A 26532-nucleotide genomic window follows, 5' to 3' on the forward strand; every position below is an offset into this window, starting at 1 on the left:
CGCATCAAGCGCTCACTCCAGCACAACTAAGATAGGCACGTGGTATTCGGTCGACGAACTAAAACAGACAGTCGGGTCCAGTCACGCGCCAGCACTACAGACGCCGCTGAGGTTCCCGCCGGGCTTTCGATAGCTGCTGCCTACTCCTGGCGCATGCTCGTCGTTTTGGGCCTGATCGCAGTTCTCATCTACTTGGTGATTACTCTCAAGTACATTGTCATTCCGTTCCTGATTGCCATTCTGATCGCGGCGTTGCTCGTGCCCGTCGTCAACTTCTGTGTGCGGATGAAGTGGCCGCGTTGGGTGGCCGTCACCGTCGTGCTCGCGGGCTTTCTCGCTGTCGTCAGCGGACTCATCGTTGTCGTCGTCACTCAAGTGCGTTCGGGGCTGCCGGCGCTGCAAATTCAGTCCGCGGCGGCCTACGAAAACCTGCGCGAATTCTTGCGCGACTCGCCACTGCAACTCAGTGACGCTGACCTCGATGGCTACTTGAACGAAATCTTTGATGTCATTCAGCGTGACTCTCAAGCACTCGTCTCCGGCATCCTCTCCGTCGGGTCTACCGCCGGTCACGTACTCACCGGCGCGCTCCTGAGCGTGTTCGCCACGATCTTCGTTCTCATCGACGGTAAGCGCATCTGGTCGTGGACGGTTCGACTGTTTCCGCGCCGGGCTCGCAACGCAGTCGACGGTGCTGGGGTGGCCGGATGGCTCACGCTCACGACCTTCGTCAAGGTGCAGATCTTCGTAGCAGCCGTCGACGCTATTGGTATCGGTGTGGGGGCGTGGATCCTCGGGCTCTTCTATGGCGGCTTCCCGCTCGTCATTCCGATCGCCGTGGCGGTGTTCCTCGGTTCGTTCATCCCGGTGATCGGTGCTCTCGTGACAGGCGCGCTCGCCGTCTTCATCGCCCTCGTCTTCCTCGGGCCGATTCCCGCGGTCATCATGCTCGGAATCGTCTTGCTTGTGCAGCAACTCGAGGGCCACATCCTGCAACCGCTCGTGATGGGCACAGCAGTTAAGGTTCACCCCCTCGCCGTCGTGTTCGCCGTAGCTGCGGGATCATTCGTTGCTGGCATCCCGGGCGCGCTATTCGCGGTGCCGCTCGTCGCCGTCGTGAATGTCATGACCAAATACATAGCCAGCGGCGATTGGCGAATCCACGGCCGCCCTACGATCACGGATGTTCTCGGTAATGGTAAATAACCGCACGCCCGGCCCCACCCTTGCTGAGTACGAAGCAGCACGCGTTCGGGTCGCAGAAGTTGCCGACGTCACCCCGATGCAGACGTCTCGTTTTCTCGCGGAGATCTTGGGCTCTCCCGTCTTCTTGAAGTGCGAAAACCTTCAGCGCACGGGCTCGTTCAAGTTGCGCGGCGCGTACAACCGACTGGCCGGGCTCACCGACGAAGAGAAAGCTCGGGGAGTGGTGGCCGCTTCGGCGGGTAACCACGCTCAGGGCGTCGCTTTTGCCGCTCGCGAGCTCGGCATCAAGTCGACTATCTTCATGCCCGTAGGTGTACCCCTGCCCAAGCTGCAGGCCACACGTGACTATGGCGCCGAAGTCGTGTTGCGTGGTCACACGGTGGACGAGCCTCTGCGCGCGGCCGCCCGCTTCGCCGAAGAGACCGGCGCAGTACTCATCCATCCTTTCGACCACGAAGATGTAGTAGCAGGCCAAGGCACTCTCGCTCTCGAGGTCTTTGACCAAGTGCCGCAGGTGGACACGATCATCGTTCCCATCGGCGGTGGCGGTCTCGTCTCCGGCGTCGCCGGCGCAATCAAGCAGCGTGCCCGCCTCGAAGGTCGCAACGTACGCGTCATCGGCGTGCAAGCGGCCAACGCGTCCGCCTACCGGCCTTCGCTCGACAAGGGCGAAATCGTCGAGGTGCGTACCTCGCCCACGATTGCCGACGGTATCGCCGTCAGTCGTCCGGGGGTGCTCAACTTCAGCATGGTCCGCGATCTCGTGGATGAAGTGATCACCGTCTCCGACGACCAGATCGCCTACGCCGTGCTCGTTCTTCTCGAGCGCGCCAAGCAGGTCGTTGAGCCCGCCGGTGCCGTAGGCGTTGCGGCGATCCTCGCGGGCGCGATTGCCCCGAGCGGCAACACCGTCGTGCTGCTGAGCGGAGGAAACATCGACCCCATGATGATGGAACGCATCATCAGTCACGGTCTTTCGGCATCCGAACGCTATCTGCGTCTGCGCATCCCGCTGCCTGACCGTCCCGGCCAGCTCGCCCGCATCTCGGCCCTCGTGGCGGAGGCAAGTGCGAACGTTGTTGAAGTGCTGCACAGCAGGCACAACAACAAAGTGCAGTTCAGCCAGGTTCAGCTCGAACTGCACATTGAGACCCGAGGCCCCGAGCACGCGGAGTCAGTGCTCGCGCGGCTCAGGGACGAAGGGTTTGACCCTCAGGTCGACTTCTAGCCAGGCTAGATAGTTAGCCCGAGTAGGTCGCGATCTTGACGATCTTGACGGTGATTTCTTTACCGTTGGGCGCAGTGTACTTTTTCGACTGCCCGACCTTGAGTCCATTAATGGCCAGACCGAGCGGGCTCTTCTCGCTGTAGACGTCGAGATCACTATCTTCGTCAACGATTTCGCGGCTTCCCAGCAAGAAGGTGCTCTCTTCGCCCATGATTTCGGCCGTGACCAAAATTCCGGGCTCAACGACACCATCGTCATCTTGAACGTCGCCGACTACGGCGTGACGCAGAAGCTGCGTGAGTACACGGATGCGGGCCTCAATCTTGCCCTGTTCCTCTTTGGCAGCATGGTAGCCACCGTTCTCCTTGAGGTCGCCCTCTTCGCGCGCAGCTTCGATCTTCTTGGCGATTTCGTACCGCGCTTCGCCGGTGAGTTGTTCCAGTTCGGCGGTGCGACGATCGAACGCCTCCTGGGTCAACCATGTGACGTCGTTTTCTGCAGCCACTGTGTTTCTCCCTACACAAAAGAGAAACCGGCCGAAGACGACCGGTTTCGAGATGATTTGCTACAGCCTAGGTGAGCCAGCACCGGTAGATCAAGCCTGACACTGCTTGTTCTGTCGTGCGAACGGTGGTGCTCAAGTCACGGTTGCGCTGATCGCTTGCCGGAACATCGACAACCTTCCAGCCAATAATCGCGAAAGTGGAGTTGAGAGCTTGAACGGCGCAGCGGGCATCCGTGTTCTCGGGCACGTTGAACTGCCACCGAACTTCGACAGCAGTCTCGTCGATGATGTCGTAGCCGGTGTCTTTTGCTTCGAACTGGGCGGGGGCTTCAAGCAGCCCGCCCCACACGAGCCACGCGGTGAAGACCACGACGAAGCCGACTGCCGCGCCAATCACGATGATGCGATTGTTGCGTTTGGCCTTCGGGCTGCGACCGTAACGGGCATCCAAATTGGTGGATGCGGCGCTGGCGGTTGCGGCGCTGTCAGCGGTGCCAGTGGGGTGACTGGATGCTTCGGGCACGCGGGGCTCCTTCATGCGACGGTATTCTGGTTGTTATAAGGCTATTCGCAAACTCGCGTGATGAAATCATCGAGTGAACACCCCAGAGGACAACAGTTGATTTCTTTCGCTTCGCTCGCCACCAGCGCGATTCTCTGGACGGCTACTCCGAGCCCGGAACCGACGTTGTATCCGGCGTACGAGGGCGACCCGAACTTGGTCACGCCCGGTGTCATTGGCTTCTTGGCCACCGCCTTCGTCGCGATCGTCACCGTGCTGATCATTGTCGACATGAACCGCCGTGTTCGCCGGGTGCGCTACCGCGAGCTTGCTCAAGACACGATCCGTGCTGAGCAGGATGCTGCGGCGGCTGATAACGCTGCCGAGCTCGGCGCAGCGGTAGATGCCGACCCCGACCTTAACGCCGACGCTGATCTCAACTCGGACGCTCCCGACGACGACGCTCCTACACAACGGGCGGATTAGTCGCCACGAGGAAGATGCCGACCCAGTGGCAGAGGAACGCCAATAGCGTCAGCGTGTGAAAAATCTCGTGGAAGCCAAAGACCCCGGGGATGGGGTTGGGGCGCTTCAGGCCGTAGACCACGGCGCCCACAGTGTAGAAGAGTCCGCCGGCCAGAATCAGCGTCATCATGATCCAGTTAGCTTGGAAGAAGTCGACGACGAACATCATTGCGGCCCAACCGAGTAGTACGTACAGCGGTACGTAGAGCCACCGCGGGGCACCCACCCAGAAAATGCGGAAGCCAATGCCGAGAGCGGCACCGCTCCACACGAGCCAGAGCAACAGGGTTGCCTTCTCGGGCGGCAGCGCCAACACCGTGATGGGCGTATAGGAACCGGCAATAAGCAAGAAAATGTTGGAGTGATCGAAGCGCTTCAGCAGCATCCGCGTCTTCTCGCTCCAATTGAAGCGGTGATACAGCGCAGAGATGCCGAACAGCATGAGCGACGAGGCTACAAAGACCGCGGAGCTCACCTTGGCGGCGGTGCCGTCGGCCATCACGATCAGGATGACGCCCAGTGCAATAGCGAGCGGGAGCGTGCCCGCATGAATCCAGCCACGCCACGTGGGCTTGGGCTCCGCCGGGGCGTGAAGCATCACATCATCGACGAGCGGGATCTCGGGAAGACGCGACGCATCTTCCTGTTCGACGGCTGCTGCAGCAGCGGAATCGGCAGCATTCTGATTCATGCTCTCAGCTTACGCCGGGGCGAGTTTCACTTGCTGAGCGCCGCAGTGGTCTAACGTAGTCCCGTGAGTAAGCGACAGTCTCCATTAGGTCGCGGTTTTCTCTACGGTCTTTACCAAAAGAAACTGCGTCGCCAGCTAGAGGGCCAGCAATTGCCGCGCCACGTGGCCATGATTATTGATGGCAACAGGCGTTGGGCCAAGCTGAAAGACCTCGAGACCGCAGCGCACGGCCACCGCGCCGGTGCCGCCAAGTACCGCGAGTTTCTCGTCTGGTGCGACGATCTCGACATCTCCGTAGCGACCCTCTACTTACTCTCGACTGACAACCTCACGGGGCGTTCGCCCGAGGAACTCACAGAGCTGTTCACCATCATTGGCGATCTGGCCGAAGATCTCTCGCACTTTCGAGATTGGCGCGTTCAGCATGTGGGGTCGGATGCCGGACTCCCGGACCAGCTCAAAGCCCAACTCAAAGCGGCTCACGAGCGCACGGCCACGAACACCGGCTTGCACGTCAATCTGGCGATTGGCTACGGCGGGCGCCACGAAATTGCCGAGGCCATGCGCCGAATTGTGCGCAACCACAGCGATGAGGGGCACAGCCTCGAAGCGCTTGCCGAACTGCTCACGCCGGAACTGATCGGCGAGCACCTCTACACGAAGGGTCAGCCCGACCCCGACCTCGTCATCCGCACGTCAGGTGAACAGCGAATCAGCGACTTCATGCTGTGGCAGTCGGCCCACAGCGAGCTGTATTTCATGGAAGCCCTCGGGCCCGACCTGCGTGAGGTCGACTTCTTGCGCGCCCTGCGCGATTTCTCACGCCGCAATCGCCGCTTCGGCGCCTAAGAGTCGCTCACTGCTTACTCTCCGCGCCACTGTGTCGCGAAAGTGACGCAATGGTGTCTCGTGGCGTGTCGTTGCGCTCAGAACGCAGCGCAGGTTTAGCGTTCAAGACATCAGGTATGGCGCCTGATCGAGACGGCCACGTAAGTTCGTTTTCGTAAAGTACTGGCCGTCTTCGCAGACTGGATCCGAGTGCTCGCACTCGGGGATGGAGTGCACGTTGGCCGACCTAGCAACCCCCAAGACCACGAACACCACGTCGAAGGCGGGAGGTCGGGCTCAGCGGCAAGCCGAACGTACCTACGTTCTGGATACGTCAGTTCTGCTCTCCGACCCGAGCTCGATCAAGCGGTTCGCGGAACACAATGTAGTTCTGCCCGTGGTGGTGATCACCGAACTCGAAGCTAAACGCAACGACCCGGAGATCGGCTACTTCGCCAGGCAAGCGCTGCGCAGCCTCGACGAGATGCGCGTCAAGCATGAGCGCCTCGACTTTCCAATTGCTGTCGGGGATGTTGGCGGCACCCTGCGCGTCGAGCTCAACCACTCCAATATGTCGGTTCTACCCTCCGGGCTGCAGCTCGGCGATAACGACTCGCGAATCCTTGCCGTTGCGCTCAACCTGGCCAATGAGGGGCTGGATGTCACGGTCGTCTCCAAGGACCTTCCGCTTCGAGTGAAGGCGGCATCCATCGGTCTCGCCGCCGAGGAGTACCGAGCTGAACTGGCCGTGGACTCTGGCTGGACAGGCCAGGCTGAGATCGAACTCAGTGGCGATCAGGTCGCGACGCTCTACGACAAAGAGGAGTTGCACACGCGAGCGATCGCCGAGCTGCCGGTGAATACCGGTCTCGTGGTGCACTCCGAACGTGGCTCTGCGCTGGCGCGGGTAACCGCGCGGGGCAAGATGGCTCTCGTGCGTGGAGACCGCGACATCTTCGGATTGCACGGTCGCAGTGCTGAGCAGCGGCTGGCGATCGAGATGCTGCTCGACCCGGAGCTGGGCATCGTGTCTCTCGGCGGGCGCGCGGGCACCGGCAAATCGGCACTCGCGCTGTGTGCCGGCCTCGAGGCTGTTCTCGAGAAGCAACAACACCGCAAGATCATGGTGTTCCGCCCGCTCTACGCCGTGGGCGGCCAAGAGTTGGGCTACCTGCCGGGTGATGCTGCAGAGAAGATGAACCCGTGGGCTCAGGCTGTGTTCGACACCCTCGGTTCGGTCGTCTCCGAGAACGTTCTCGAAGAGGTGCTCGAGCGAGGCCTGCTCGAAGTCTTGCCGCTCACCCACATTCGCGGGCGTTCGCTGCACGACGCGTTCGTGATCGTCGATGAGGCCCAATCGCTCGAACGCAACGTGCTGTTGACGGTGCTCAGCCGCATCGGGCAGAACTCACGAGTTGTTTTGACCCACGATGTGGCCCAACGCGACAACCTGCGGGTGGGGCGTCACGACGGGGTTGCCTCCGTCATCGAAACTCTCAAGGGACACTCCCTGTTTGGGCACATCACACTCACTCGATCGGAGCGTTCGGCCATTGCTGCTCTCGTCACCGACCTGTTGGAGGGCAACGAACTCGCCTAACAATTAGCTCTCAAAGTCTGAGCGCGCCGCGAAAGTGTCAACGCGGTGCGCTCAGGCAACGTAAGGTTTTCTCGTGGGCTGGGTTTGGTGGTTTCTTGCGGTTCCCCTCGGGGTTGCTGCCGTGTGGGCAATTTTCGCGCCCCGAAATCAGTGGCGCAGCCTCTTTTCGTGGTCGGTGGCGAACGCTCACAGTTCTGAACCAGGCGGCGCTGCTTATGCGTACCGCCAAATAATTGCCACCGCGGCGCTTGTTCTCGCCCTCGTCATGGTGGTCTTCGCCATGGTCGGTACGGCGGCGCGCGAGCCTCAAAATTCGCGGCACGTCGGCGATATCGAAAGCATGTGGGGGGCGCCCACGCCTCTGCTCGTTTATCGCACGTTCCAGACGGCCACCGAGCCCGCAGCCACGCTCGTCGATGTTCCGATCGAGAGCTATTTGCCGGTCAACGATGAAGAGCGAGCGCCGCTCTACCTGCTCGATCTTGAACCGTTCTCACGGCTCGGAACAACAAACATTCCGGGCTACATCGGCAGCGAGCCAGCCGAAACAGATTCGATCATTAGCCGGGCGGATGTCGTGATTCATGTGCGCGGACCGCTGCTGTGTGTCCCGCGTCGTGTCGTGGCGATTGAGACGCCCGAGCGCGTGCAGTTATCGGTGCAATACGGTTTGCCCAACCCGAGCGATGGCTCGAAGCCAGACAATGTCGCTGCCTGCCCCATCGGGGAGGACCTGACCGGGTCAGTTCTGATTCCGGTGCGACTCAACGATCCGATCGGAGAGCGTTCCGTCGAAGCTCTCGACGGAACGCTACTCGCGATGGCGGATTCGGAAGGTTAGCCAGGCGTCGTCATCGACAGAACGTCGAGGGCGGCATCCAGCTGTTCGAGGGTGACTTCGCCACGCTCGACGAAGCCGAGGTCAATCACGGCTTCACGCACGGTCATCGACTGCGCGACGGAGTGCTTGGCAATCTTGGCGGCGGCTTCGTAACCGATGATCTTGTTGAGCGGTGTCACGATCGAGGGCGACGACTCGGCGAGAGCGAGCGCACGCTCGAGGTTTGCCTCGAGACCGTCAACAGTCTTGTCGGCGAGGGCGCGCAGCGAGTTGGAAAGCAGGCGGCTCGACTCGAGCAGCGAGGTTCCCATGACGGGAATCGCCACGTTGAGTTCGAAGGCTCCGGATGCTCCGCCCCAGGCGATCGTCGCGTCGTTGCCGATAACGCGAGCACAGACCATGAGCACGGCCTCGGGAATGACGGGGTTGACCTTGCCGGGCATGATCGACGAGCCAGGCTGAAGGTCAGGAATCTGCAGTTCGCCGAGACCGGTGTTGGGGCCTGAGCCCATCCAGCGGAGGTCGTTGCAAATCTTGGTGACAGAGACGGCGATCACACGAAGAGCGCCGGATGCCTCGACCAGAGAGTCGCGAGCGCCCTGAGCTTCGAAGTGATCTTCCGCTTCGGTGATCGGCAGGCCGGAGTTCTCGGCGAGGATCTCGATGACGCGCTGCGGGAAGCCGAGCGGAGTGTTGATTCCGGTACCGACAGCCGTGCCGCCGAGAGGCACCTCGGCAACGCGCGGGATAGCCGACTGAATGCGGGCGATGCCGAGACGAATCTGGCGAGCATAACCGGCGAACTCCTGGCCGAGCGTGACGGGCGTGGCATCCATGAGGTGGGTGCGGCCTGCCTTCACAGCGCCCTTCCACAGTTCGGCCTTCACGTCGAGGGCTGCAGCGAGGTGCTCAAGCGAGGGGATGAGGTCGCCGATGAGGGCGCCCGTAACGGCGAGGTGCACCGAAGTGGGGAACACGTCGTTCGACGACTGCGAAGCGTTGACGTGGTCGTTGGGGTGAACGGCACTGCCGAGCGAGTCGGTGGCCAGTCGAGCAAGAACTTCGTTCATGTTCATGTTCGACGACGTGCCGCTACCGGTCTGGTAGGTGTCGACGGGGAAGTGGCTGTGGTGCTGGCCGGCGATGATCTGGTCGGCGGCGCCCACGATGGCATCCGCAATTCCAGAATCGAGCTTTCCGAGTTCACTGTTGGCGATCGCAGCGGCGCGCTTAACGCGAGCCAGAGCCACGATCTGAGCCGGCTCGAGGCCAGTGCCCGAGATGGGGAAGTTCTCGACAGCACGCTGCGTCTGAGCGCCGTAGAGGGCATCCTTGGGCACACGTACCTCGCCCATGGTGTCGTGTTCGATGCGGTATTCGGTGGAACTCGTCACAGCGTTGTAATCCTTTGTTTGCGAGCGATGTGGTGTGTGAACGTGGTGGAAGCGTTAGACCGTTCCGATTACGAGGTCGGGAACTGCTCGGCCCTCGAGCAAACGGTAATTGGCGCCTACTACTGCAAGCGTACCGGCGGCTACCGCGTCGCTGATGAGTTCTGACGCATTCATCAATTCAAGGATGGTGGCGCGCAAGTGGATGCGACCAACGTCGTAAGCGTTGATGTTTTCCACCTCTACGGTGCCAGTGTCGCTCCCGGCGACACGGCGAACGGCGGGCACGATTTTCGAGATGAGCTCTTGGATGTGTGGGGGCAGCGCCGGAGCATCTTCGGTCTGCGATTCAATGGCCGCTGCAACCGCGCCGCACTCGTCGTGGCCGAGCACAAGAATCAGCGGCACGTTGAGCACGCTCACGGCATATTCGAGCGACCCGACAACGGAGCTCGAGATGACCTGGCCGGCGTTACGCACGACAAAGAGGTCACCGAGGCCCTTGTCGAAGATGATCTCGGCGGCGAGACGCGAGTCGCTGCAGCCGAACAGTGCCGCATGCGGCGCTTGAGCGTTGGCCAGCTCGGTGCGGCGTTCTACGTCTTGACGGGGGTGAGCGGGCTCGCCAGCAACGAAACGATCGTTGCCGCGGGCCATTTCATTCCAGACCTGTGCTGGTGTTCTGGTGGGGTTCGTCATTGCGCCTCCGAGTCGGCAGCGATCGCTGCGGCGAGTAGTTCGAATTCTGCATCGGCGGCGGTGCCGTGAAGCACGACCGTGCTGCCGCCAATCTCTGCCGACATTGAGTATGCGTAGTTTCCGGTGTCAGCGGAAGAGCGACGGTCGTAAATTGTCCACTGGATGCCGTCAATAGTGGTCGTTTCGGTGGCGAGGGCGCCATCCGTCACGATGCCGAGCCAGGTCGGGTTCGCCTCGATGCCCTGCTCGAGCGCAATGAACTGAGCCGAAGCGGAGTCAGTAGCGCCCGTGATGAAGCCGATGTACCAGGTCTGAACGGATGACGTGGTGCCGAGTCGTGCCGAGTTCGCGTACCAGTCGTCGGGAGTTGCGGGCGCGAGCAGCGGTTCGCTCGCGTTGGTTTGGGCGTCTGCGGCGATCTGTTCATAGTCGGCCGTGACGGGAGTCTCGGTGCTGGGGCGCACGACGACGAGCACCAGGAACAGCACGATGACGAGGGAGGCAAGGGTCGCGCCCACGAGGTTGAGCGTCGTCTGATTAGCGCGGTGCTTACGAGAGGTCTCGGCTTTACGCGCGAAGGTCTCTTCGGGAGTTTCGGGGCGGCCCAGACCGGCGACTTCGCGCGGCCCGTTGCTCTTGGCCATTACTGGTTGTCGCCCGAGTTGGCGTCGTCGCCCAGACCGGCCGTGCGGGCGGCGTCGAGTCGGGCGCGGGCACCAACGAGCCACTCTTCGCAGCGCTGAGCGAGAGCCTCGCCGCGTTCCCAGAACGCGAGCGACTGTTCGAGCGTTGCCGAACCCTGCTCAAGCTCACTCACCACGGAGATGAGCTCATCCCGAGCCTCTTCATAGCTGAGCTCGCTGACGGGGGTTTCGTTGGGGGTAGCCACGATGTAATTCTACTGTTCTCTAGTGGTCTGCCGGCTGGCCGGAGACGGTGGTGGAAATCTTGCCGTCGGCAACGGTGAGCAGCAGCTCGGTGCCATCGGGGGCGTCAGCGGTAGAGCGCACCGCAGTGCCATCGGGCAGTTGTGCGATCGCGTACCCGCGCTGCAGAGTGCGCTGCGGCGAGAGGGCTCGCAACTGGCCGGTGAGTTCGGTGACGCCGGAGTGCGCCTTCTCAATCGCCCGCTCCATGAGCTCGTTGCTGCGCGACACGTAGCGCGAGAGTTCATCGGCGTGCGCGTCGACGAGCGATACCGGGTTCGCCAGCACGGGCCGCGTGCGCAGCGACTCCAAGCGATCGCCCTCGTAGCCCAAGCGTTGGGTAATGCGTAACCGCATTCCGGCGCGTGCTTGCTGCACACGACTCAACTCTTCTGCGACATCCGGCACGACGCGTTTTGCCGCATCAGTGGGGGTGGATGCCCGCAAATCAGCAACCTCGTCGAGCAGCGGTCGATCGTTCTCATGCCCAATCGCCGACACCAGCGGAGTAACGCAGGCCGCGGCCGTGCGCACTAACGCTTCATCGCTAAACACGAGCAGGTTCTGAAAATCTCCACCACCGCGGGCGACGATGATGACATCGACCTCGGGGTCGGCATCCAATTCGCGGATGCCCTGCGACACCTCAGTGACAGCACGCTCGCCCTGCACGGCAGCGTGCGCGGTGCGGAACTTCACCGCGGGCCAGCGCAACTGCGCGTTGCGAATTACATCTTTCTCGGCGTCGCTGTCTTTAGCGGTAACGAGCCCGATGCAGTTGGGCAGGAAGGGGAGAGGCTTCTTGTGCTCGAAGAGACCCTCGGCGCGCAGTTTTTGGCGCAGCAGTTCGAGCTTTTCGAGTAGGTCACCGAGGCCAACGTGGCGCATTTCGAGCACCTGCATCGTGAGCGTGCCGCCCTTGACCCAGTAGTTGGGTTTGACGAGGGCAACAACGCGATCGCCCTGCTTGAGATCTTTGGGCAGCTTGGTGCGCACTGACGACCAAATCGTGAACGAGATGGTGGCATCCACTTCAAGGTCTTTGAGCTTGCCGTAGATGTTGCCGCCCGAGCCACCCCACTGGGTGATCTCGCCTTCGACCCACGCGGTGCCGAGTCGTTCGATCCAGCCGCGAATCTTCTGCGACAGAACTGATACCGGCCACGGAGTATCGACGGTGGGCGGGCCCTCTGTGATCGTCACCTAGCCTCCTCAAGCTTGTGATTACAGGGTAGAGGATGCCGCTGATACTGCCCTCCGCTCGGCGTTCGTGCAGCAGTCTTCGGTAGAATCTTTTCTGTGAGCACCATTTCTAACGGAAGCGCCCAAGCGCTAGCGATGCCCCCGATGCCCGCCCGCCGAGAGCAATTGAAGAATTTGCCGGTTGCGGGAGCCAAGCGCGTCGTGTTGGCAGCCCCGCGCGGCTACTGCGCGGGCGTCGATCGCGCCGTCATCGCGGTCGAGAAAGCGCTCGCCAACTACGGTGCTCCCGTCTATGTGCGCAAGCAAATTGTGCACAACATCCACGTCGTCACCACGCTCGAAGCGCAGGGTGCCATCTTTGTGGATGAGGTTGAAGAAGTCCCCGAAGGATCAACCGTCGTCTTCTCCGCCCACGGTGTCTCGCCTGCTGTCGTCAAGGGTGCCGCCGACCGCGAGCTGCACGCGATCGACGCGACCTGCCCACTCGTTACCAAGGTGCACCGCGAAGCCACGCGCTTCGCCCGCGATAACTACCAAATCTTACTGATTGGCCACGACGGCCACGAAGAGGTTGAGGGCACGATGGGCCACGCGCCCGAGCGCACCATCCTCGTCAACAGCCCCGCCGACGTGCCCAACATCGTTGTCGAAAACACCGACAACCTTGTGTGGCTCTCGCAGACCACGCTGAGCGTCGACGAAACAATGGAGACGGTTCGCCTGCTGCGCGAGCGTTTCCCCACCCTTCAAGACCCGCCGAGTGACGACATTTGTTACGCCACGCAAAACCGCCAGGTCGCCATCAAGAAGGTTGCCGAAGAGGCAGAACTCGTGATCGTGGTCGGCAGTGCTAACAGCTCCAACACCGTGCGCCTCGTGGATGTCGCGCTCGAGAACGGCGCCAAGGCCGCCTACCGCGTCGACTACGCGAGCGAAATCAAGCAGGAGTGGCTTGAGGGCGTCGCGACGATTGGCGTAACCAGCGGAGCATCCGTTCCCGAAGTTCTCGTTCAAGAAGTTCTCGCCGACCTCGCCGAGGCAGGCTACGGCGATGTCTCCACCGTGATCACGGCGGAGGAAGACCTCATGTTCTCGCTGCCGAAAGAACTGCGCACCGACGCTGACGGCAACCCCGACGAGCGCGGCCTCGGTGGCCGCAACCGCAAACTTGATTGGCAACAGGATTAATGACTGATCCCCGCCCTCGCCCGAAATATGGCGAATACGCACCGCTGCCACCCGCTGCGCCCGAAGGGGTAACTGAGCCCACCACGGGAGCACAGTACCCAGCCCCCACGGTGCAGACCGCAGTGCCAAACGTGATCCCGGCGTCTACGCCGACGGCTCCGCCCGAGCGCAAACAGCGCATGTGGGATGTTTTCCTTACGGCCACGCTGCTGCTCTTTGGTGTGGTGGATGTCATCAACAGCTTCGGAACGATCGCCAACCTTGGGCCGATTTTGCGCGAAGGCCTCGCGGCTCAAGGCTTCGACGGCTTTGCTGCGGATGAGGCTGCCGCCGAAGCAGGAGCGGTCGCCAACATCGTGCGCGTTATCGCCCTCGTGCTCACGATCGTGTTTGCGCTCATTCAAGTGCAGCGTAAGCGGATCGCGTTCTGGATTCCGCTCGTGGGTGCCACGATCGCCACGCTCGCGATGCTCGTCGCGATCTTCGTTGCCGTGCTGAACGACCCTGGCTTCATGACCTACGTCGACAGCATCCAGCAGCAGTAGCGCAGCCTCCGGGCATCGCCGCGGCGGCGGCAGCAGCGGGTCGTCACCTTAACGACAAATGGGGGCCGGCCCGAAGGCCAACCCCCATCCGTGTGGAGCGTTACTTGCTGGAGAATCCAGCCGAGCCGAGCTGCTTGGTGGCTTCAACAACGCGAGCGGCGAGAGCCGACTCTGCTGTCTTGCCCCAGGCGCGGGGGTCGTAGATCTTCTTGTTTCCGACTTCGCCGTCTACCTTGAGGAAGCCGTCGTAGTTGCGCAGAACGCTGTCGGCGATCGAGCGGCTGTAGGCGTACTGGGTGTCGGTGTCGATGTTCATCTTGATGACGCCGTTAGCCACGGCGGTCGCGATTTCTTCATCGGTCGATCCCGATCCACCGTGGAACACGAGGTCGAGGGGGTTGGCGTCGGTGCCGTACTTCGCGGCGATGCCAGCCTGAATCTCACCGAGCAGTTCGGGGCGCAGCTTCACGTTGCCGGGCTTGTACACACCGTGCACGTTGCCGAAGGTGAGGGCTGCGATGTAGCGGCCTTGCTCGCCGAGGCCGAGCGCTTCGACGGTAGCGATGACGTCATCCAGCGTCGTGTAGAGGCTGTCGTTGATGTCGTGGCTCACTCCGTCTTCTTCTCCGCCGACGACGCCGATTTCAACTTCGAGAATCGAGTTGATGGCCTTCATGCGGGGAAGGATTTCGCGCGCAATGGCGAGGTTCTCGTCGAGGGGAACAGCCGAGCCATCCCACATGTGCGACTGGAAGATGGGGTTGCGACCGGCCTTGACCTCAGCTTCGGATGCCGCGATGAGCGGGTACACGAAGTCATCGAGGGCGTTCTTGGGGCAGTGGTCGGTGTGCAGAGCAACCGTGACGGGGTAGTTCTTGGCCGCTTCGGTGACGAACGCAGCGAAAGCGAGTGCTCCGGATGCGCGTGCCTTGACCGACTGGCCAGCGAAGTAGTCTGCGCCACCCGTGGTGACCTGGATGATGCCGTCAGAGCCAGCATCGCTGAGGCCCTGAAGCACGCCGTTGATGGTGGACGACGACGAAACGTTGATGGCGGGGTAGGCGAAGGAGTTCTTCTTCGCCTTGTCGAGCATTTCTGCGTACTGGTCTGGGGTTGCGACGGGCATTGTTGTCTCTCCTCATGCGGTACCGACTACCGCTCTGGTCCGGCTCGGGTCGATTCTATCCACCTGCTCTGGACAGGCGCGAACTGTTGCACGTTAGTGCGATCTCTGCGGTATCGACCGGGGGCGGTGCACCGATCCGGATAGACTGGGGCTGCGCTGACCACCACCGGCGCGTCCCCAGTCGACCAACTCTCAACGAAGGATGCTCTCAGGTGAGTACAGAAACCGGCACGCTATTCCTCCACCCCGATCGCAACCTCGCTCTCGAGCTTGTGCGGGCCACCGAAGCGGCTGCGATTCGCGCCGTTCCCTTCATCGGTAAGGGCGACAAGCTCGCCGCCGATGGCGCTGCGGTTGACGCCATGCGCAAGTTCTTGGGCACTGTCGACTTCGACGGTCTCGTTGTCATTGGTGAGGGCGAGAAAGACAACGCCCCCATGCTCTTCAACGGTGAACACGTCGGCACGGGCCGTGGCCCCGCCTGCGATATTGCCGTTGACCCGATCGATGGCACATCGCTGACGGCTGCTGGTCGCCAGAATGCGATCTCGATGATTGCAGTGTCTGACCGTGGCACGATGCTTGATGCTTCGACCGTGTTCTACATGGACAAGATCGTCACCGGTGCTGAGGGTGTCGGCGTTGTCGACATCCACAAGCCGATCGGCGAGAACATTCGCGCGCTCGCCAAGGCTAAGGGCAAGGCCCCCGAAGACATCGTGGTTGCGGTACTCGACCGTCCGCGTCACGCCCAACTGATTGAAGACATCCGCGAGACGGGTGCCGGAACGCGCCTCATGCTCGATGGTGATGTCGCTGGCGGTATCAATGCGGCGCTGTACGGAACGCGCATCGATATGTGTGTCGGTATCGGCGGCAGCCCTGAGGGCGTCGCCACGGCCTGTGCCATCAAGGCTCTCGGCGGCGAGATTCAAACGATCCTGTACCCGCAGTCTGACGACGAGCGCCAGCGCGGTATGGATGCGGGCCTCAAGTTCGATCACGTCTACACGGCCGATGAGATGGTCGCCAGCGATAACACGTTCTTCGTCGCGACTGGCGTTACCGATGGTGGACTCGTGAAGGGTGTGCGTCGCTACGGCCCCATCATCCGCACCGAATCGATCGTCTTGCGTTCACACTCGGGAACGATCCGCCGCATCTCGGCTGACCACCTCGCGGAGAAGTGGCTCGACCACTAATCACGCACTGAGCGGAGTATGACGCGGCTTAGTCGTCTGCGTCTGCTGAGGGCAGCTCTAGCTCGGCGGCCGTGATGTGTTTCGGCGCGCCCTCGACCAGCTGGGTATCGCCGATCACTTTGGATTCGTCGAGCACGTTGAGTTTGCGGGCCGTGACGAGTACGCGACTTTCGAGCGAGTTCGCGAACTGGTTGTAACTGTTTACGGTGGTGTCGATCGAGCGGCGCAGCTTGTCCGCGTGCTCGGCGAGCGTCGCGAGGCGCTGGTAGAGCTCTTTGCTGAGGTCGAACAGGGTTTTGGCCTGGTCGGTGAGCACGTCTTGTTGCCAGGAGAACGCGACTGTTTTGAGCACTGACCACAGGGTGACGGGTGAAGCGAGGGCGACGCGCTTGTTGAAGGCGTAATCCATGATCGAGGGGTCAGCCTCCATCGCTGACGACACGAGCGACTCACTCGGGATGAACGCGATCACAAGCTCGGGGGAGGCGTCGAGCCCCGCCCAGTAAGCCTTGCTCGCGAGGGTGTCGATGTGGCCGCGCATCACCTTCACGTGCTGCTTGATAAGGGCTTCGCGGCGAGCACCTTCTTCTCCGGTTGCCGTAACCGAGATCTGGCTCGCCTCTAGGAACGCGGTGAACGGCACCTTGGCGTCGACGGCAATGTTCTTGCCGCCGGGCAGGTGCACGACCATGTCGGGGCGGCCGGCACCGGCATCCGAGGTGATGCTCGATTGCACGTCGAAGTCGACCCGCTCGATGAGGCCGGCAGCCTGCACAACATTGCGCAACTGGGTTTCACCCCAGACGCCACGGGTGGAGTTATTGCGCAACGCTGACGCCAACGACTCGGCGGTGCTGCGCAAACGTTCTTCGGATTCCGTGGCCGACTTGAGCTGCTGGCTCAGCTCACCGTGCTGCTGGCTGCGCTGCGATTCCAGTTCGGTGACCTTGTTCTGCATCGTGCGCAGCGTCTCCTGCACGGGAGAGAGAGCCTGCAGCACCTTCGACTCACGGCGCTCGCGCTCGGCAAGGGCCGCAGCCTCGTCGCGTTGGCGGTCGAGAGTTTCGCGGTATTGCAACTGCAGCGACGCCACTTGCTCGTTCAGGGCATCCGCTCGGGCAGTGGTGGACGCAAGCTGGGCGGCAAGTCGCGACTGCTGCTCCCGCTCGGCCGCCGTCACGTTCGCGATCGCGGCCTGATGGCGTGCCTCGAGAACCTCGGGCGGAACCTGGCCGGTGGGGGCGGTCGAGCGCACGCGCGCAATCAACAGGCCAATCACAACACCGAGCACGGCACCAACGAGCAGGCCAACAACGAGAGCAACAACAGGATCCATGCCGTCAGTGTGCCAGCCAGTAACGACATTGTCGGGAGGACAGCGCGAGCGGGGCTCAGCGGATTGCTCACGCAGAGAAAAGGGGCAGGGGTCACGAGCGCGATCCGCGCGCAACGTTCCTCGCGAACCGCCCCTAGGGTTAAGGGCATGGCCAGCGACTCCGTGCATCCGCTCGATGTGAGCACCGACGATCTGCGCTACCTCATTGCTGTGGCGCGCGCCGGCCGGATGGTGTCTGCCGCCACGCTGCTCGGCGTCGACCACACCACTGTGCGCCGCCGCATCGACCGCCTCGAGGCCGCGCTCGGCGTGCGCCTGCTCGACCGCGGCGCCGACGGCTGGGAACTCACCACCATCGGCCGCGAAGTGGCCACGCGTGCCGCAGGTCTCGAGAACATCGTCGAAAACGTGGTCGGTGCCACGAGCGGCAGCGCCGACGAAGTGCGTGGCACCGTGCGCATCGTGGCGCCCGATGGATTCGGGGCCACCTTTGTGACCGCAGCGCTCGCGGCGGTGCAGGCGGAGCATCCATCCATCACGGTCGAATTGGTGACCTCAACGCGACCGCTCAGCCTGCGTGGCGCTGGCTTCGACTTGGCCATCACGATCGGTACGACGGCGACCTCTCGCCTCGCCTCCGAACCGCTTGCCGCCTACGCGCTGCGCCTCTACGCTTCGCCCGGGTACGTGGCTTCGCATCCGCCGATCCGCTCGGTGGCCGATCTTGACGCCCATCCGCTGGTCTTCTACGTGGATGCCCTGCTCACCGTTCGGGAGCTCGACCTCGCCCCGGTGCTCGGCGGCATGCGTGTGGGTTTCGGTTCTACGAGTGTGTTTGCGCAGCTCGAGGCCACGCGTCAGGGAGCCGGCATTGGGCTGCTGCACGCGTTCATGGCCGAGCCTGAACCTGGACTCGTTGCGGTGCTGCCCGACGAGGTCAGTTTCCGACTCAAGTTCGCTCTTTCGGTGCGAAAAGAGGCCGCGGATGTCGAGGCAGTTCAGCTGGTCCGGGCCGCTTTGCACCGCGAAGTTGCCCGTCGCCGTTCTGAGCTGCTGCCCCTCCATTAGCGCCGCGGGAGGTCAGTCGTTGACGCCTGTGCACCGGCTGTGCGTTTTTGCAGATTGCCCGTGCACTAATACGTCTTGATCGCAGATCGCAAAGGTCGCAGACTGGGGCTACTTCCGACGAAAGTAGGCCCATGTACTCCACGATTCCGCACTGGATCAACGGCGCCGCTACCGAGGGCGACTCGCCCAACCGTGGCGATGTCTTCAACCCCGCAACCGGCGCCGTCGCACGCACCGTTCCTCTCGCATCCGTCGCTGACGTCAACGCTGGTGTTGCCGCTGCAAAGGCTGCGTTCCCCGAGTGGGGTAACACGTCGCTTGCCAAGCGCACCGCCGTGATGTTTGCCTTCCGTGAGCTCTTCAACGCTCGCAAGGATGAACTTGCGGCCATCATCACCGCCGAGCACGGCAAGGTTCTCTCGGATGCTGCTGGCGAGATCGCTCGTGGTCTCGAAGTTCTCGACTTCGCCTGCGGCATCGCTCAGCTCAGCAAGGGCGAGTACAGCGAAAACGTTTCGACCGGTGTTGACGTCTACTCGTTGCAGCAGCCGCTCGGTGTTGTCTCGATCATCAGCCCCTTCAACTTCCCGGCCATGGTGCCGATGTGGTTCTTCCCGATGGCTGTCGCCGCGGGAAACACTGTTGTGTTGAAGCCCAGCGAGAAGGACCCGTCGTCCGCCGTGTGGATGGCAGAACTCTTCACCGAGGCAGGCCTTCCCGACGGTGTCTTCAACGTCGTGCACGGTGACAAGCTCGCCGTTGACACTCTTCTTGAGCACCCGGATGTTGCCAGCGTCTCCTTCGTTGGTTCCACCCCGATCGCTAAATACATCTACGAAACCGCTGCCCACCACGGCAAGCGCGTTCAGGCTCTGGGCGGCGCCAAGAACCACATGCTGGTTCTTCCGGATGCTGACCTCGACCTCGTTGCCGACTCTGCCGTCAACGCCGGTTTCGGTTCCGCTGGCGAGCGCTGCATGGCTGTCTCGGTCGTCGTTGCCGTCGAGCCCGTTGCTGACGAACTCATCGCCAAGGTCAGCGAGCGCATGGCGACGCTGCGCACCGGTGATGGAACCCGCGGGTGCGACATGGGGCCGCTCATCACCGAGCAGCACCGTGACAAGGTCGCCAGCTACATCGAGCTTGCTGAGACCGATGGCGCTTCTGTTGTTGTTGACGGTCGCGGCATTGAGATCGATGGCGACGCTAATGGTTTCTGGCTCGGCCCGACGCTGATCGACAACGTCTCCACCGACTCCGACGTCTACAAGCACGAGATCTTCGGACCGGTGCTCAGTGTCATTCGCGTCGCCACCTACGAAGAGGGTCTTGAACTGATCAACTCTTCGCAGTACGGAAACGGCACCGCGATCTTCACGAACGATGGGGGAGCGGCTCGTCGCTTCCAGCGCGAAGTTGAGGTCGGCATGGTCGGCATCAACGTTCCGATCCCCGTTCCGGTGGCGTACTTCTCCTTCGGTGGTTGGAAGGACTCCGCGTTTGGTGACACGAAGGCTTATGGCCCCGACGCCATCCGTTTCTTCACGCGTCAGAAGGCTGTTACCAGCCGCTGGCTCGACCCCAGCCACGGTGGAATCAACCTCGGCTTCCCGCAGAATAACGGCTAATAACTAGCCTGCTTTACCGTCGCGATAGCGGTCCCGTACCTCGGGGCCGTTATCGCCGGTAGGATTGACCCTCGTGGCTCTCACTATTGCAATCGTTGGACTCCCGAATGTCGGCAAGTCCACCCTCTTTAACGCTCTGACCAAGAATTCGGTGCTCGCCGCGAACTATCCGTTCGCGACCATCGAACCGAACGTGGGCATCGTGAACCTGCCCGACCCGCGCCTCAAGGTGCTGGCGGGCATCTTCGGCAGTGAGCGCATTCTGCCTGCTCCCGTTTCTTTCGTTGACATCGCCGGCATTGTGCAGGGCGCCAGCGAGGGCGAAGGTTTGGGCAACAAGTTTTTGGCGAACATTCGCGAGGCTGACGCTATCGCTCAGGTCGTGCGCGGCTTTAGCGACCCAGACGTTATTCACGTCGACGGCAAGGTTGATGCGGCATCCGACATGGAGACCATCAACACTGAGCTAATTCTCGCTGACCTGCAGACGCTCGAAAAGGCTGTCGCGCGGTACGAGAAGGAACTCAAGACGAAGCGCGTTGAGCCCGCTGTTCTCGAGGCTGCGCTTGCTGCGCAGGCGTTCCTCAACGAGGGCAAGCCGCTCTCCGAGGCCACAAAGATTGAACTTGAGTTGATCCGTGAACTGGGTCTGCTCACCTCCAAGCCGTTCATTTACGTTTTCAACGTGGATGAAGCGGTGCTGGGTGACTCAGACAAGCTCGCCGAATTGGCTGCCCTGGTTGCCCCCGCGAAGGCCATCTTCCTCGACGCCAAGTTGGAGGCCGAACTCATCGACCTCGACGAAGAGGATGCCGCAGAACTTCTCGCAAGCACCGGTCAAGACGAGAGCGGTCTCGACCAGCTCGCCCGCATCGGCTTCGACACTCTCGGCCTGCAGACGTACCTCACGGCTGGTCCGAAAGAGACTCGCGCCTGGACGATCCCGAAGGGTGCCAAGGCGCCTCAGGCTGCCGGCGTCATCCACACAGACTTCGAAAAGGGCTTCATCAAGGCGGAGGTCATCGGTTTCGACGACCTCGTTGAGACCGGCTCCATCGCTGAGGCTCGCGCCAAGGGCAAGGCCCGCGTTGAGGGCAAGGAATACGTCATGAGCGACGGCGACGTCGTGGAGTTCCGCTTCAACAACTAGGTTCAACGGGCTTCGGTTTCTCGGGCGGCGGTCGTGCACGAGGGCGTCGAGGCATACAAAACCTATGTCGCGCGCGTGGAGATCCTCGCCGAGTGTGGCATGGGCGTGGGAGACTGAGCGAGTGCAGCCATAGGCCTCGGCAACGTGCTGTTTGCGACGGATTTGCTGTCCCCATCGGTCCGCCTTATCGCGACCTCGTCGAAAGTGAGTTGATGCTGATGTCCGGCGACCTCCTGAACTTACTTCTGCCTGTTCTCGGAAGATCACTAGATCAGCGTTTTAACGTCTTCGACGTGATGCATCACGGAACACACGAGAAACAACTCTCAAATGTGTTCGGTTGGTTGCTCGATGCTGGCGGCTCTCACAACCTTGGAGATTTATTTCTCGGCATCTTTATCGATGAGATTAACACTGCGCGAGTGAAGAACGAGCCTGTATTCCCACGACAGGCATACCTGGTGCGGCAAGAGGTGAACACCATGCGAATGGATGAAGCTGCCGATATCGCTGACATCGTGATCGATAATGATGAGTTCAGGGTTGTCGTGGAGAACTTTCATTCGTCAGACGGTCACGGACACGATTTCGAGCAGTACTCCCGCTACAGCGTTAGCGAGGGACGTATCGGTGCGGTTGCACTTCTCTGTCGCGACGAAGATAGATCGCGACTCACTGACGGGTGGGAAGAAGCTCACATCCTGACTTACAGTGGATTGCTCACACAGCTGTACCAGTTGGTAGCTGGTGATGCGCTATACCGCCAAGAAAACCCAGACGTGGTTTCGTTTATCGAGCAGATGCACCGCAAGTTTTCGACCGAGGCGGGGATTGTGGGAGATCGAGAAGTTCTTGAGTTTCTTCAGGTGATGACCGAGGCTGGCGAGGGAGTGCGTTTCAGGAAGACGCCCCACGAGCAGGCCGCTGAGGAATTCGCGAGCGACTTAGCCACGCAAGCGCGGCAGCGGTACCTCGAAGCACGACAACTGCTTCAACGAATCAAGAATCTTCTGAAGTCCTTTGCTAATGGGCCGATTCGCTCTCAGCTGATGACAACACTCGGTGACGATGTTGTGCGGCGTCTGCAAACCAATTACAAGGGCAACTACCAGTGGACTATCGCGCTTGAACTGGCGACTACTCCAAGCTTCCCAAACCCGATTACTGTGCAACTTAAGTTCGGGCCGAGTGCTTGGTTTGCGAATGAACAAGACCCTAACTGGAAACATCGGGTCTCGCCCGAGCACACGGACTACTCGCGTGTTTTTGTCACCCGCACTGACACGCAGACTGTGGTTGAGTCTGGCGTTACTTTGTACGAGGTCATCGACGTCCTGGACCCCAACGACCACAGACTCCACGATGTCATCCTTGATCTGCTGGGTGAAGCGAGCAACACTCTCCGATCATTTTCGCCGCTGCGCCCGCGTGCCGATGATCGTTAAGCGATCGATTCGCCGGCTTGATCGGCTAGGCGACGTCGTGGAGTTCCGCTTCAACAACTAGGGGTTTTCGTCTTCCGTCACGCCAGGTTGCTCACAACCTCCGTGAGAAGAACCCCTAGCGCGCTGAGACCTTCAGCGTGTTGGTGGTTTTGGTGATGCGCTCACCGTCATTCTCGAGGAAGACGATCTGGCCGAACTTGAGCTGCGACCAATCGTCACCCTCGGTCAAGGGCTCGGAGGCGAAGATGACACCGGTCGCGTCATCCTCGCTGCTCTCCTCAAAATCGTAGGTCGTTGCGTCGTCCTCGAAGTTGCGCCCCATGAGCAGGTACATCGGTTCGAGGAGCATCGAGAGCGCGAAGTCGTCGCTGTCGGGGGCCGACTTCCGCAGCTTCTTCCAGTCACCAGCGGGGTTGGTCTCACCGTGGTGACCGAGGCCGACGTTGACACCGATGATGCGGTCGCCTGACACGAGGGCCATTTTCAGCTTTGTCAGAGCGCCAAGGTCGAGGTCCTTCATCGCCTGGGCGATCAGCTCGATGAGCTTCTCGATCGCTCGTTGGACGTCCTCGTTGCTGTCACCCTCGAGCAGCGAGAGGAGTAGCACGTAGATGAACTCGGTGTCCGTGTTCCCGCGCATCTGCTTGAGATACCGATCCTCGCAGTGCTGCAGCAGCTCGCGCTGTAGGAGCTGCCAGTTGGGCAGGTAGCCATTTTGGGCGACGATCCACGGGGTCTCCTCGAAGGAGAACGGGTGGCAGTTCTCGTCGACCATCACGACCTTCGAGTCGTACGCCGCGGCTCGCACATGCGCCAACATCGTGCTGGCCTGAAGGCTGGGGATCATCCGGCTGGCGTTGTCGTCGTAAAAGGCCGCCATGGGACGGCGGTAGATGAAGGGTTCTTCGGGCTTCAGCAGGTGCTCGCCCCAGATACCGAATCCCCATCCGGCCAACTGGAGCTCGGGGTGCCGTTCGGGGTCGAGTGCCTGGTTGATCAGGCTGTTCTCTGGCTTGAGTAGGAGGTTCTCCAGTGGTGTCTCGGGACCGAGGTAGGCGAGCACGCGGCACATAAGTCTCCTTCGTTGGGCTCCTGCCATTCTACTGTCGTTGCACGGGGCCGGTGCTGGTCAACTGAACAGCACGCCGAGGTTAATCGGCTATGGAATGCGGTGCAGTTCCGTTTCAACAACTAGCCGCGGCTCGCAGTGTCGCACGACGGCTTTACGCGGTCGTGCCACTATGACGTATGACAACAAATCCTGTTCCGCGCACGAACACGCTCGCACTCATCGGCTTCATCGCCGCATTCATGATTCCGATCGTCGGAGTGGTGTTGGGCGCAATGGGTCGCAAGCAAATCACGTCGAGTGGGGAATCGGGGCGCGGGCTAGCTCGTGCCGCGATCATCATCGGCATCGTAGGCACGTTGTTCCAAGTCGTCTTCTTCGCGGTTTGGCTCACCCTCATGACTGCTGGGCTGACGCAGAGCGGCCTTCTGGGCTAAGCCCCGGCCACATCGCGTCAGTCGTAGGGCACTTCGTATCGCCATTGAGCCTCTTCCAGCAGACATGATGGGTCTGGTACATCGTCGTCTGGGCCGACGGCACCCACGAGCTATCCCAGGAGGACTATCCACCGTGGATCACCGTGCGGGAGCTGCAAGCGGGATACTTCGAATTCATTGGCCACAAATCGCCGCACAACCGTCGCTACGAATTCGCTTGGCTCGAAGCGGACGAAGCGGCCGCTACTAAAGAGAAACTAGGCATCACGGACGAAGAGTTTTAGAGGCGCTGAGTGTGACCGCGTCGACGCTCTATTCTTAGCGTGAATTAGGCTCCGCGAATCTCTTCTCAAGCTTCGCGAGCTGCGCGGGCGACCGCGTCCAATCCGGGTTTTTGTCCCAGGCCGGCTTTCGTTTGCCACTTTGTTTCCGCGTGAGGTGCCACGCATCGCAACGATCACAGGGATAGACGCGATGTGGCAAATTCACGTCTGCCTTTTCCGCTTTCTGCCAGCGGCTAAGTGCCTCGCGAGCTTCCGCTTGAGTACGGAAGGCGTTCTTGGTGCAGGATGATGCTTTCGCCACCGGGGATGGTGGTGGCGTCGACTTGGTTTTCAGCGGGCGTGTTGGCTTAGTTTTCGTGGCCGGAGCGGCTTCAGCGCGGTTCAATTGTCGATCGATCGCGTTCAGGATCGCGTCCATGTCTGCGTCATCCTCTGCTCCATATATCTGCCGGTCACTGAGGGAATATCGCTCTTCCATGAAACGCAGGATAGCGGCTGGACCCGCCACTGCGTTCCCTGTCGAAACGCCGGTAAGCTTTTTCGAGCAGCATGGCCCGCCGAACACTTCGATCGAAGGAATCTCATGCCCGTTATCGCCATCATCGGAGCAGGCCCCGGACTCGGTTCAGCAGTCGCCCGCAGGTTCGGACGCGAAGGCTTCGCAGTTGCCCTCATCTCGCGAGATCAGTCGAAGCTCGATGCGCTCGCCGCTGAGCTTGAAGCGGATGGCGTGACCGCGCGCGGTTTTGCCGCCGACGTGCGCGAGCCAGCCCAGCTCGAGGCCGCTCTTGCCAGTGCCGCGAACGAACTTGGGCCGATCACGACGGTGCAGTACAGCCCGCTTCCCTCGCGCGATTACCTGAAGCCGGTGCTCGATCTGACTCCCGAACTCGCGCTCGAAGCACTCCAGTTCTCTGCCCTCGGGCTCATCCACACCGTGCGCGCGGTGCTGCCCGCAATGCGTGAGGCCGGACATGGCAGCATCATCCTGATCAACGGCGGCACCTCGGTGAAGTCGCGCGCCGGCTTCGCGGGAACGTCACTCGCGTTCCCCGCCGAGAGTGCCTACGGCGAGATGCTGCACGAGACGCTCGAAGGGGAGGGGATCCGCATCCGTCAGCTCGTGATCCCGGGCGGCATTCCCAAGCTTCAGCTTCCCAACGGCATCGACGATGTCGCGTCACGCATCTGGGACATTCACGCCGCAGCAGGCGAGTTCCGCACGATGCTCATCCCGCTCGAAGACGGCCGAGAATAGAGCGTCTTCGACGCATCCTCGGCCGCATCACGGCATCAGGCGTTAACGAGCACCGACTCTGCAGCGGCACGTCGTGCGCGGGGCGCAGTTTCGCGCTCGCGAATAACGTCCGTCATTTCGGCGGGGTCGCCCAGTGAGCCAACGGCCATGACCGTGGTGGGGGTGAAGCGGCTATCGATCTCGAGGGCTGCTGCTGCGGCATCCGGGTCGAAGCCTGACATCTGGTGGCTGAATAGCCCGTGGCTCTGGGCCTGGATGGTGAAGTAGGCAACGGCCTGACCGAGGTCATACGTCGCCATGGCCTGCGCCCGTCCCTCTTCGTTGTGATGCTCGGCAACGAACAGAATCAGCGCAGATGCGGAGGGAACCCACGACTGGTTGAAGCCACTGAGAGTGGAGACGATGGCGTCGTGCTGCGGGGTTCCGCGACGAGCGATAACGACTCGCCAAGGCTGGCTGTTGTAGGCCGAGGGTGCCCAACGGGCAGCTTCGAGAGCGTTCTGCAGCGCCGTCTCATCAAGAGGTGCGGTGGCGTCGAAGTGGCGGGGGCTCCACCGTTCGGCAAGCACATCAAGGATGGGGGAGTCGGTCGCGGCGAGACGGTCGTGAAGCAGGGTCATGAAGTGGGCCTTTCAGAAGCTGAACAGAGTC

29 protein-coding genes are annotated in these 26532 nt (G+C 61.6%); 16 read left to right on the forward strand and 13 right to left on the reverse strand.

Going from position 1 to position 26532, the window contains the following annotated elements:
• Positions 1-39: 39 nt before the first annotated feature.
• Together ACWTV1_RS09795 and ilvA are read left to right on the forward strand one after the other, a co-directional pair.
• Entirely contained in the window at positions 40-1206 is a 1167-nt protein-coding gene (locus tag ACWTV1_RS09795) for an AI-2E family transporter (protein ID WP_498505172.1), read from the forward strand.
• Positions 1196-2434 (forward strand): threonine ammonia-lyase, encoded by a 1239-nt coding sequence (ilvA, locus tag ACWTV1_RS09800; RefSeq protein WP_100389691.1) that lies wholly within the window; start codon positions 1196-1198, stop codon positions 2432-2434. The genes ACWTV1_RS09795 and ilvA overlap by 11 nt, the downstream gene beginning before the upstream one ends.
• A gap of 13 nt (positions 2435-2447) precedes the next feature.
• Here the strand turns inward: ilvA and greA are convergent, their stop codons facing one another.
• Entirely contained in the window at positions 2448-2939 is a 492-nt protein-coding gene (gene greA, locus ACWTV1_RS09805; protein WP_341620360.1) for a transcription elongation factor GreA, read from the reverse strand.
• 67 nt (positions 2940-3006) lie between these two features.
• Positions 3007-3477, reverse strand: coding sequence for a DUF4307 domain-containing protein (locus tag ACWTV1_RS09810; RefSeq protein WP_498505173.1), 471 nt, complete (start codon positions 3475-3477; stop codon positions 3007-3009).
• A 45-nt stretch (positions 3478-3522) separates the two neighbouring features.
• Here ACWTV1_RS09810 and ACWTV1_RS09815 point away from each other — a divergent pair, with 45 nt between their 5' ends.
• Positions 3523-3927 (forward strand): hypothetical protein, encoded by a 405-nt coding sequence (locus ACWTV1_RS09815; protein ID WP_498505174.1) that lies wholly within the window; start codon positions 3523-3525, stop codon positions 3925-3927.
• Here ACWTV1_RS09815 and trhA read toward each other — a convergent pair.
• Complete coding sequence (trhA, locus tag ACWTV1_RS09820) at positions 3908-4657, reverse strand: PAQR family membrane homeostasis protein TrhA (protein ID WP_498505175.1); 750 nt, start codon at positions 4655-4657, stop codon at positions 3908-3910. The genes ACWTV1_RS09815 and trhA overlap by 20 nt on opposite strands.
• A 63-nt stretch (positions 4658-4720) precedes the next feature.
• Here trhA and ACWTV1_RS09825 point away from each other — a divergent pair, with 63 nt between their 5' ends.
• From ACWTV1_RS09825 to ACWTV1_RS09835, 3 genes are all read left to right on the forward strand, one after another.
• The gene (locus ACWTV1_RS09825) at positions 4721-5506 is read left to right on the forward strand and encodes an isoprenyl transferase (RefSeq protein ID WP_341620356.1); all 786 of its coding nucleotides are present in this window, start codon (positions 4721-4723) and stop codon (positions 5504-5506) included.
• 217 nt (positions 5507-5723) lie between these two features.
• Positions 5724-7085: an RNA 5'-3' helicase PhoH2 gene (gene phoH2, locus ACWTV1_RS09830; protein ID WP_100389890.1), complete on the forward strand. Its 1362-nt coding sequence runs from the start codon at positions 5724-5726 to the stop codon at positions 7083-7085.
• A 73-nt stretch (positions 7086-7158) separates the two neighbouring features.
• Positions 7159-7926 (forward strand): fumarate hydratase, encoded by a 768-nt coding sequence (locus tag ACWTV1_RS09835; protein ID WP_498505176.1) that lies wholly within the window; start codon positions 7159-7161, stop codon positions 7924-7926.
• Here ACWTV1_RS09835 and ACWTV1_RS09840 read toward each other — a convergent pair.
• The 5 genes from ACWTV1_RS09840 to xseA are packed head-to-tail and all read right to left on the reverse strand — an operon-like array spanning position 7923 to position 12145.
• Positions 7923-9320, reverse strand: coding sequence for a class II fumarate hydratase (locus ACWTV1_RS09840; protein WP_341620354.1), 1398 nt, complete (start codon positions 9318-9320; stop codon positions 7923-7925). The genes ACWTV1_RS09835 and ACWTV1_RS09840 overlap by 4 nt on opposite strands.
• Before the next feature lie 54 nt (positions 9321-9374).
• Positions 9375-10016, reverse strand: coding sequence for a carbonic anhydrase (locus ACWTV1_RS09845; protein ID WP_100389697.1), 642 nt, complete (start codon positions 10014-10016; stop codon positions 9375-9377).
• A complete protein-coding gene (locus tag ACWTV1_RS09850) occupies positions 10013-10660 on the reverse strand; it encodes a DUF4245 domain-containing protein (RefSeq protein ID WP_100389698.1) in 648 nt (215 codons plus the stop codon). The genes ACWTV1_RS09845 and ACWTV1_RS09850 overlap by 4 nt, the downstream gene beginning before the upstream one ends.
• Entirely contained in the window at positions 10660-10905 is a 246-nt protein-coding gene (locus ACWTV1_RS09855) for an exodeoxyribonuclease VII small subunit (protein ID WP_100389699.1), read from the reverse strand. Before ACWTV1_RS09855 ends, ACWTV1_RS09850 begins: the two co-directional genes overlap by 1 nt.
• 19 nt (positions 10906-10924) lie before the next feature.
• A complete protein-coding gene (xseA, locus tag ACWTV1_RS09860; RefSeq protein WP_498505177.1) occupies positions 10925-12145 on the reverse strand; it encodes an exodeoxyribonuclease VII large subunit in 1221 nt (406 codons plus the stop codon).
• A 135-nt stretch (positions 12146-12280) separates the two neighbouring features.
• Between xseA and ACWTV1_RS09865 the strand changes: the two genes are divergently transcribed.
• A complete protein-coding gene (locus ACWTV1_RS09865) occupies positions 12281-13333 on the forward strand; it encodes a 4-hydroxy-3-methylbut-2-enyl diphosphate reductase (protein ID WP_341620720.1) in 1053 nt (350 codons plus the stop codon).
• Positions 13333-13878: a DUF6264 family protein gene (locus ACWTV1_RS09870; protein ID WP_498505178.1), complete on the forward strand. Its 546-nt coding sequence runs from the start codon at positions 13333-13335 to the stop codon at positions 13876-13878. Before ACWTV1_RS09865 ends, ACWTV1_RS09870 begins: the two co-directional genes overlap by 1 nt.
• 100 nt (positions 13879-13978) lie before the next feature.
• Here the strand turns inward: ACWTV1_RS09870 and fbaA are convergent, their stop codons facing one another.
• Positions 13979-15004 (reverse strand): class II fructose-bisphosphate aldolase, encoded by a 1026-nt coding sequence (fbaA, locus tag ACWTV1_RS09875; RefSeq protein WP_100389703.1) that lies wholly within the window; start codon positions 15002-15004, stop codon positions 13979-13981.
• A 212-nt stretch (positions 15005-15216) separates the two neighbouring features.
• Here fbaA and glpX point away from each other — a divergent pair, with 212 nt between their 5' ends.
• On the forward strand, positions 15217-16206 hold the full coding sequence (glpX, locus tag ACWTV1_RS09880) for a class II fructose-bisphosphatase (protein ID WP_100389704.1): 990 nt from the start codon (positions 15217-15219) through the stop codon (positions 16204-16206).
• A 28-nt stretch (positions 16207-16234) separates the two neighbouring features.
• Here glpX and ACWTV1_RS09885 read toward each other — a convergent pair whose 3' ends face one another.
• On the reverse strand, positions 16235-17542 hold the full coding sequence (locus ACWTV1_RS09885; RefSeq protein ID WP_498505179.1) for a DNA recombination protein RmuC: 1308 nt from the start codon (positions 17540-17542) through the stop codon (positions 16235-16237).
• 147 nt (positions 17543-17689) lie between these two features.
• Here ACWTV1_RS09885 and ACWTV1_RS09890 point away from each other — a divergent pair, with 147 nt between their 5' ends.
• The 4 genes from ACWTV1_RS09890 to ACWTV1_RS09905 all read left to right on the forward strand — a co-directional run bounded on the left by ACWTV1_RS09890 (position 17690) and on the right by ACWTV1_RS09905 (position 22833).
• The gene (locus ACWTV1_RS09890; protein WP_498505180.1) at positions 17690-18610 is read left to right on the forward strand and encodes a LysR family transcriptional regulator; all 921 of its coding nucleotides are present in this window, start codon (positions 17690-17692) and stop codon (positions 18608-18610) included.
• Between the two features lie 131 nt (positions 18611-18741).
• Complete coding sequence (locus ACWTV1_RS09895) at positions 18742-20238, forward strand: CoA-acylating methylmalonate-semialdehyde dehydrogenase (RefSeq protein ID WP_100389707.1); 1497 nt, start codon at positions 18742-18744, stop codon at positions 20236-20238.
• 73 nt (positions 20239-20311) lie between these two features.
• Entirely contained in the window at positions 20312-21388 is a 1077-nt protein-coding gene (gene ychF / locus ACWTV1_RS09900) for a redox-regulated ATPase YchF (RefSeq protein ID WP_498505181.1), read from the forward strand.
• 212 nt (positions 21389-21600) lie between these two features.
• Positions 21601-22833: a PD-(D/E)XK nuclease family protein gene (locus ACWTV1_RS09905; protein WP_498505182.1), complete on the forward strand. Its 1233-nt coding sequence runs from the start codon at positions 21601-21603 to the stop codon at positions 22831-22833.
• 115 nt (positions 22834-22948) lie between these two features.
• Here the strand turns inward: ACWTV1_RS09905 and ACWTV1_RS09910 are convergent, their stop codons facing one another.
• Positions 22949-23905: a class II glutamine amidotransferase gene (locus tag ACWTV1_RS09910; RefSeq protein ID WP_498505183.1), complete on the reverse strand. Its 957-nt coding sequence runs from the start codon at positions 23903-23905 to the stop codon at positions 22949-22951.
• A 176-nt stretch (positions 23906-24081) separates the two neighbouring features.
• Between ACWTV1_RS09910 and ACWTV1_RS09915 the strand changes: the two genes are divergently transcribed.
• Together ACWTV1_RS09915 and ACWTV1_RS09920 are read left to right on the forward strand one after the other, a co-directional pair.
• Positions 24082-24339 carry a DUF4190 domain-containing protein gene (locus ACWTV1_RS09915; RefSeq protein WP_498505184.1) on the forward strand — a complete coding sequence of 86 codons (258 nt, stop codon included), beginning with the start codon at positions 24082-24084 and terminating at the stop codon, positions 24337-24339.
• Between the two features lie 143 nt (positions 24340-24482).
• Positions 24483-24623, forward strand: a complete 141-nt coding sequence (locus tag ACWTV1_RS09920; protein WP_498505185.1) for a hypothetical protein — start codon at positions 24483-24485, stop codon at positions 24621-24623.
• A 34-nt stretch (positions 24624-24657) separates the two neighbouring features.
• Here ACWTV1_RS09920 and ACWTV1_RS09925 read toward each other — a convergent pair whose 3' ends face one another.
• Positions 24658-25041 (reverse strand): hypothetical protein, encoded by a 384-nt coding sequence (locus ACWTV1_RS09925; RefSeq protein ID WP_498505186.1) that lies wholly within the window; start codon positions 25039-25041, stop codon positions 24658-24660.
• A gap of 165 nt (positions 25042-25206) precedes the next feature.
• Between ACWTV1_RS09925 and ACWTV1_RS09930 the strand changes: the two genes are divergently transcribed.
• Complete coding sequence (locus tag ACWTV1_RS09930; protein ID WP_498505187.1) at positions 25207-25881, forward strand: SDR family NAD(P)-dependent oxidoreductase; 675 nt, start codon at positions 25207-25209, stop codon at positions 25879-25881.
• Between the two features lie 35 nt (positions 25882-25916).
• Here ACWTV1_RS09930 and ACWTV1_RS09935 read toward each other — a convergent pair whose 3' ends face one another.
• Positions 25917-26501 carry a nitroreductase family protein gene (locus tag ACWTV1_RS09935; RefSeq protein ID WP_498505188.1) on the reverse strand — a complete coding sequence of 195 codons (585 nt, stop codon included), beginning with the start codon at positions 26499-26501 and terminating at the stop codon, positions 25917-25919.
• Between the last annotated feature and the right edge of the window lie 31 nt (positions 26502-26532).

The organism is Salinibacterium sp. VpJ6 (assembly GCF_059767345.1).

Coding starts and splice junctions, on each gene's coding strand:
- ACWTV1_RS09895 (WP_100389707.1), top strand. CDS start 18,742: ATGTACTCCACGATTCCGCACTGGATCAACGGCGCCGCTACCGAGGGC.
- ACWTV1_RS09870 (WP_498505178.1), top strand. CDS start 13,333: ATGACTGATCCCCGCCCTCGCCCGAAATATGGCGAATACGCACCGCTG.
- ACWTV1_RS09810 (WP_498505173.1), bottom strand. CDS start 3,477: ATGAAGGAGCCCCGCGTGCCCGAAGCATCCAGTCACCCCACTGGCACC.
- ACWTV1_RS09865 (WP_341620720.1), top strand. CDS start 12,281: ATGCCCCCGATGCCCGCCCGCCGAGAGCAATTGAAGAATTTGCCGGTT.
- ACWTV1_RS09885 (WP_498505179.1), bottom strand. CDS start 17,542: ATGGATCCTGTTGTTGCTCTCGTTGTTGGCCTGCTCGTTGGTGCCGTG.
- ACWTV1_RS09915 (WP_498505184.1), top strand. CDS start 24,082: ATGACAACAAATCCTGTTCCGCGCACGAACACGCTCGCACTCATCGGC.
- ACWTV1_RS09890 (WP_498505180.1), top strand. CDS start 17,690: ATGGCCAGCGACTCCGTGCATCCGCTCGATGTGAGCACCGACGATCTG.
- ACWTV1_RS09930 (WP_498505187.1), top strand. CDS start 25,207: ATGCCCGTTATCGCCATCATCGGAGCAGGCCCCGGACTCGGTTCAGCA.
- ACWTV1_RS09850 (WP_100389698.1), bottom strand. CDS start 10,660: ATGGCCAAGAGCAACGGGCCGCGCGAAGTCGCCGGTCTGGGCCGCCCC.
- ACWTV1_RS09845 (WP_100389697.1), bottom strand. CDS start 10,016: ATGACGAACCCCACCAGAACACCAGCACAGGTCTGGAATGAAATGGCC.
- ACWTV1_RS09925 (WP_498505186.1), bottom strand. CDS start 25,041: ATGGACGCGATCCTGAACGCGATCGATCGACAATTGAACCGCGCTGAA.
- ACWTV1_RS09815 (WP_498505174.1), top strand. CDS start 3,523: ATGAAATCATCGAGTGAACACCCCAGAGGACAACAGTTGATTTCTTTC.
- ACWTV1_RS09935 (WP_498505188.1), bottom strand. CDS start 26,501: ATGACCCTGCTTCACGACCGTCTCGCCGCGACCGACTCCCCCATCCTT.
- ACWTV1_RS09910 (WP_498505183.1), bottom strand. CDS start 23,905: ATGTGCCGCGTGCTCGCCTACCTCGGTCCCGAGACACCACTGGAGAAC.
- ilvA (WP_100389691.1), top strand. CDS start 1,196: ATGGTAAATAACCGCACGCCCGGCCCCACCCTTGCTGAGTACGAAGCA.
- fbaA (WP_100389703.1), bottom strand. CDS start 15,004: ATGCCCGTCGCAACCCCAGACCAGTACGCAGAAATGCTCGACAAGGCG.
- ACWTV1_RS09905 (WP_498505182.1), top strand. CDS start 21,601: ATGCTGATGTCCGGCGACCTCCTGAACTTACTTCTGCCTGTTCTCGGA.
- trhA (WP_498505175.1), bottom strand. CDS start 4,657: ATGAATCAGAATGCTGCCGATTCCGCTGCTGCAGCAGCCGTCGAACAG.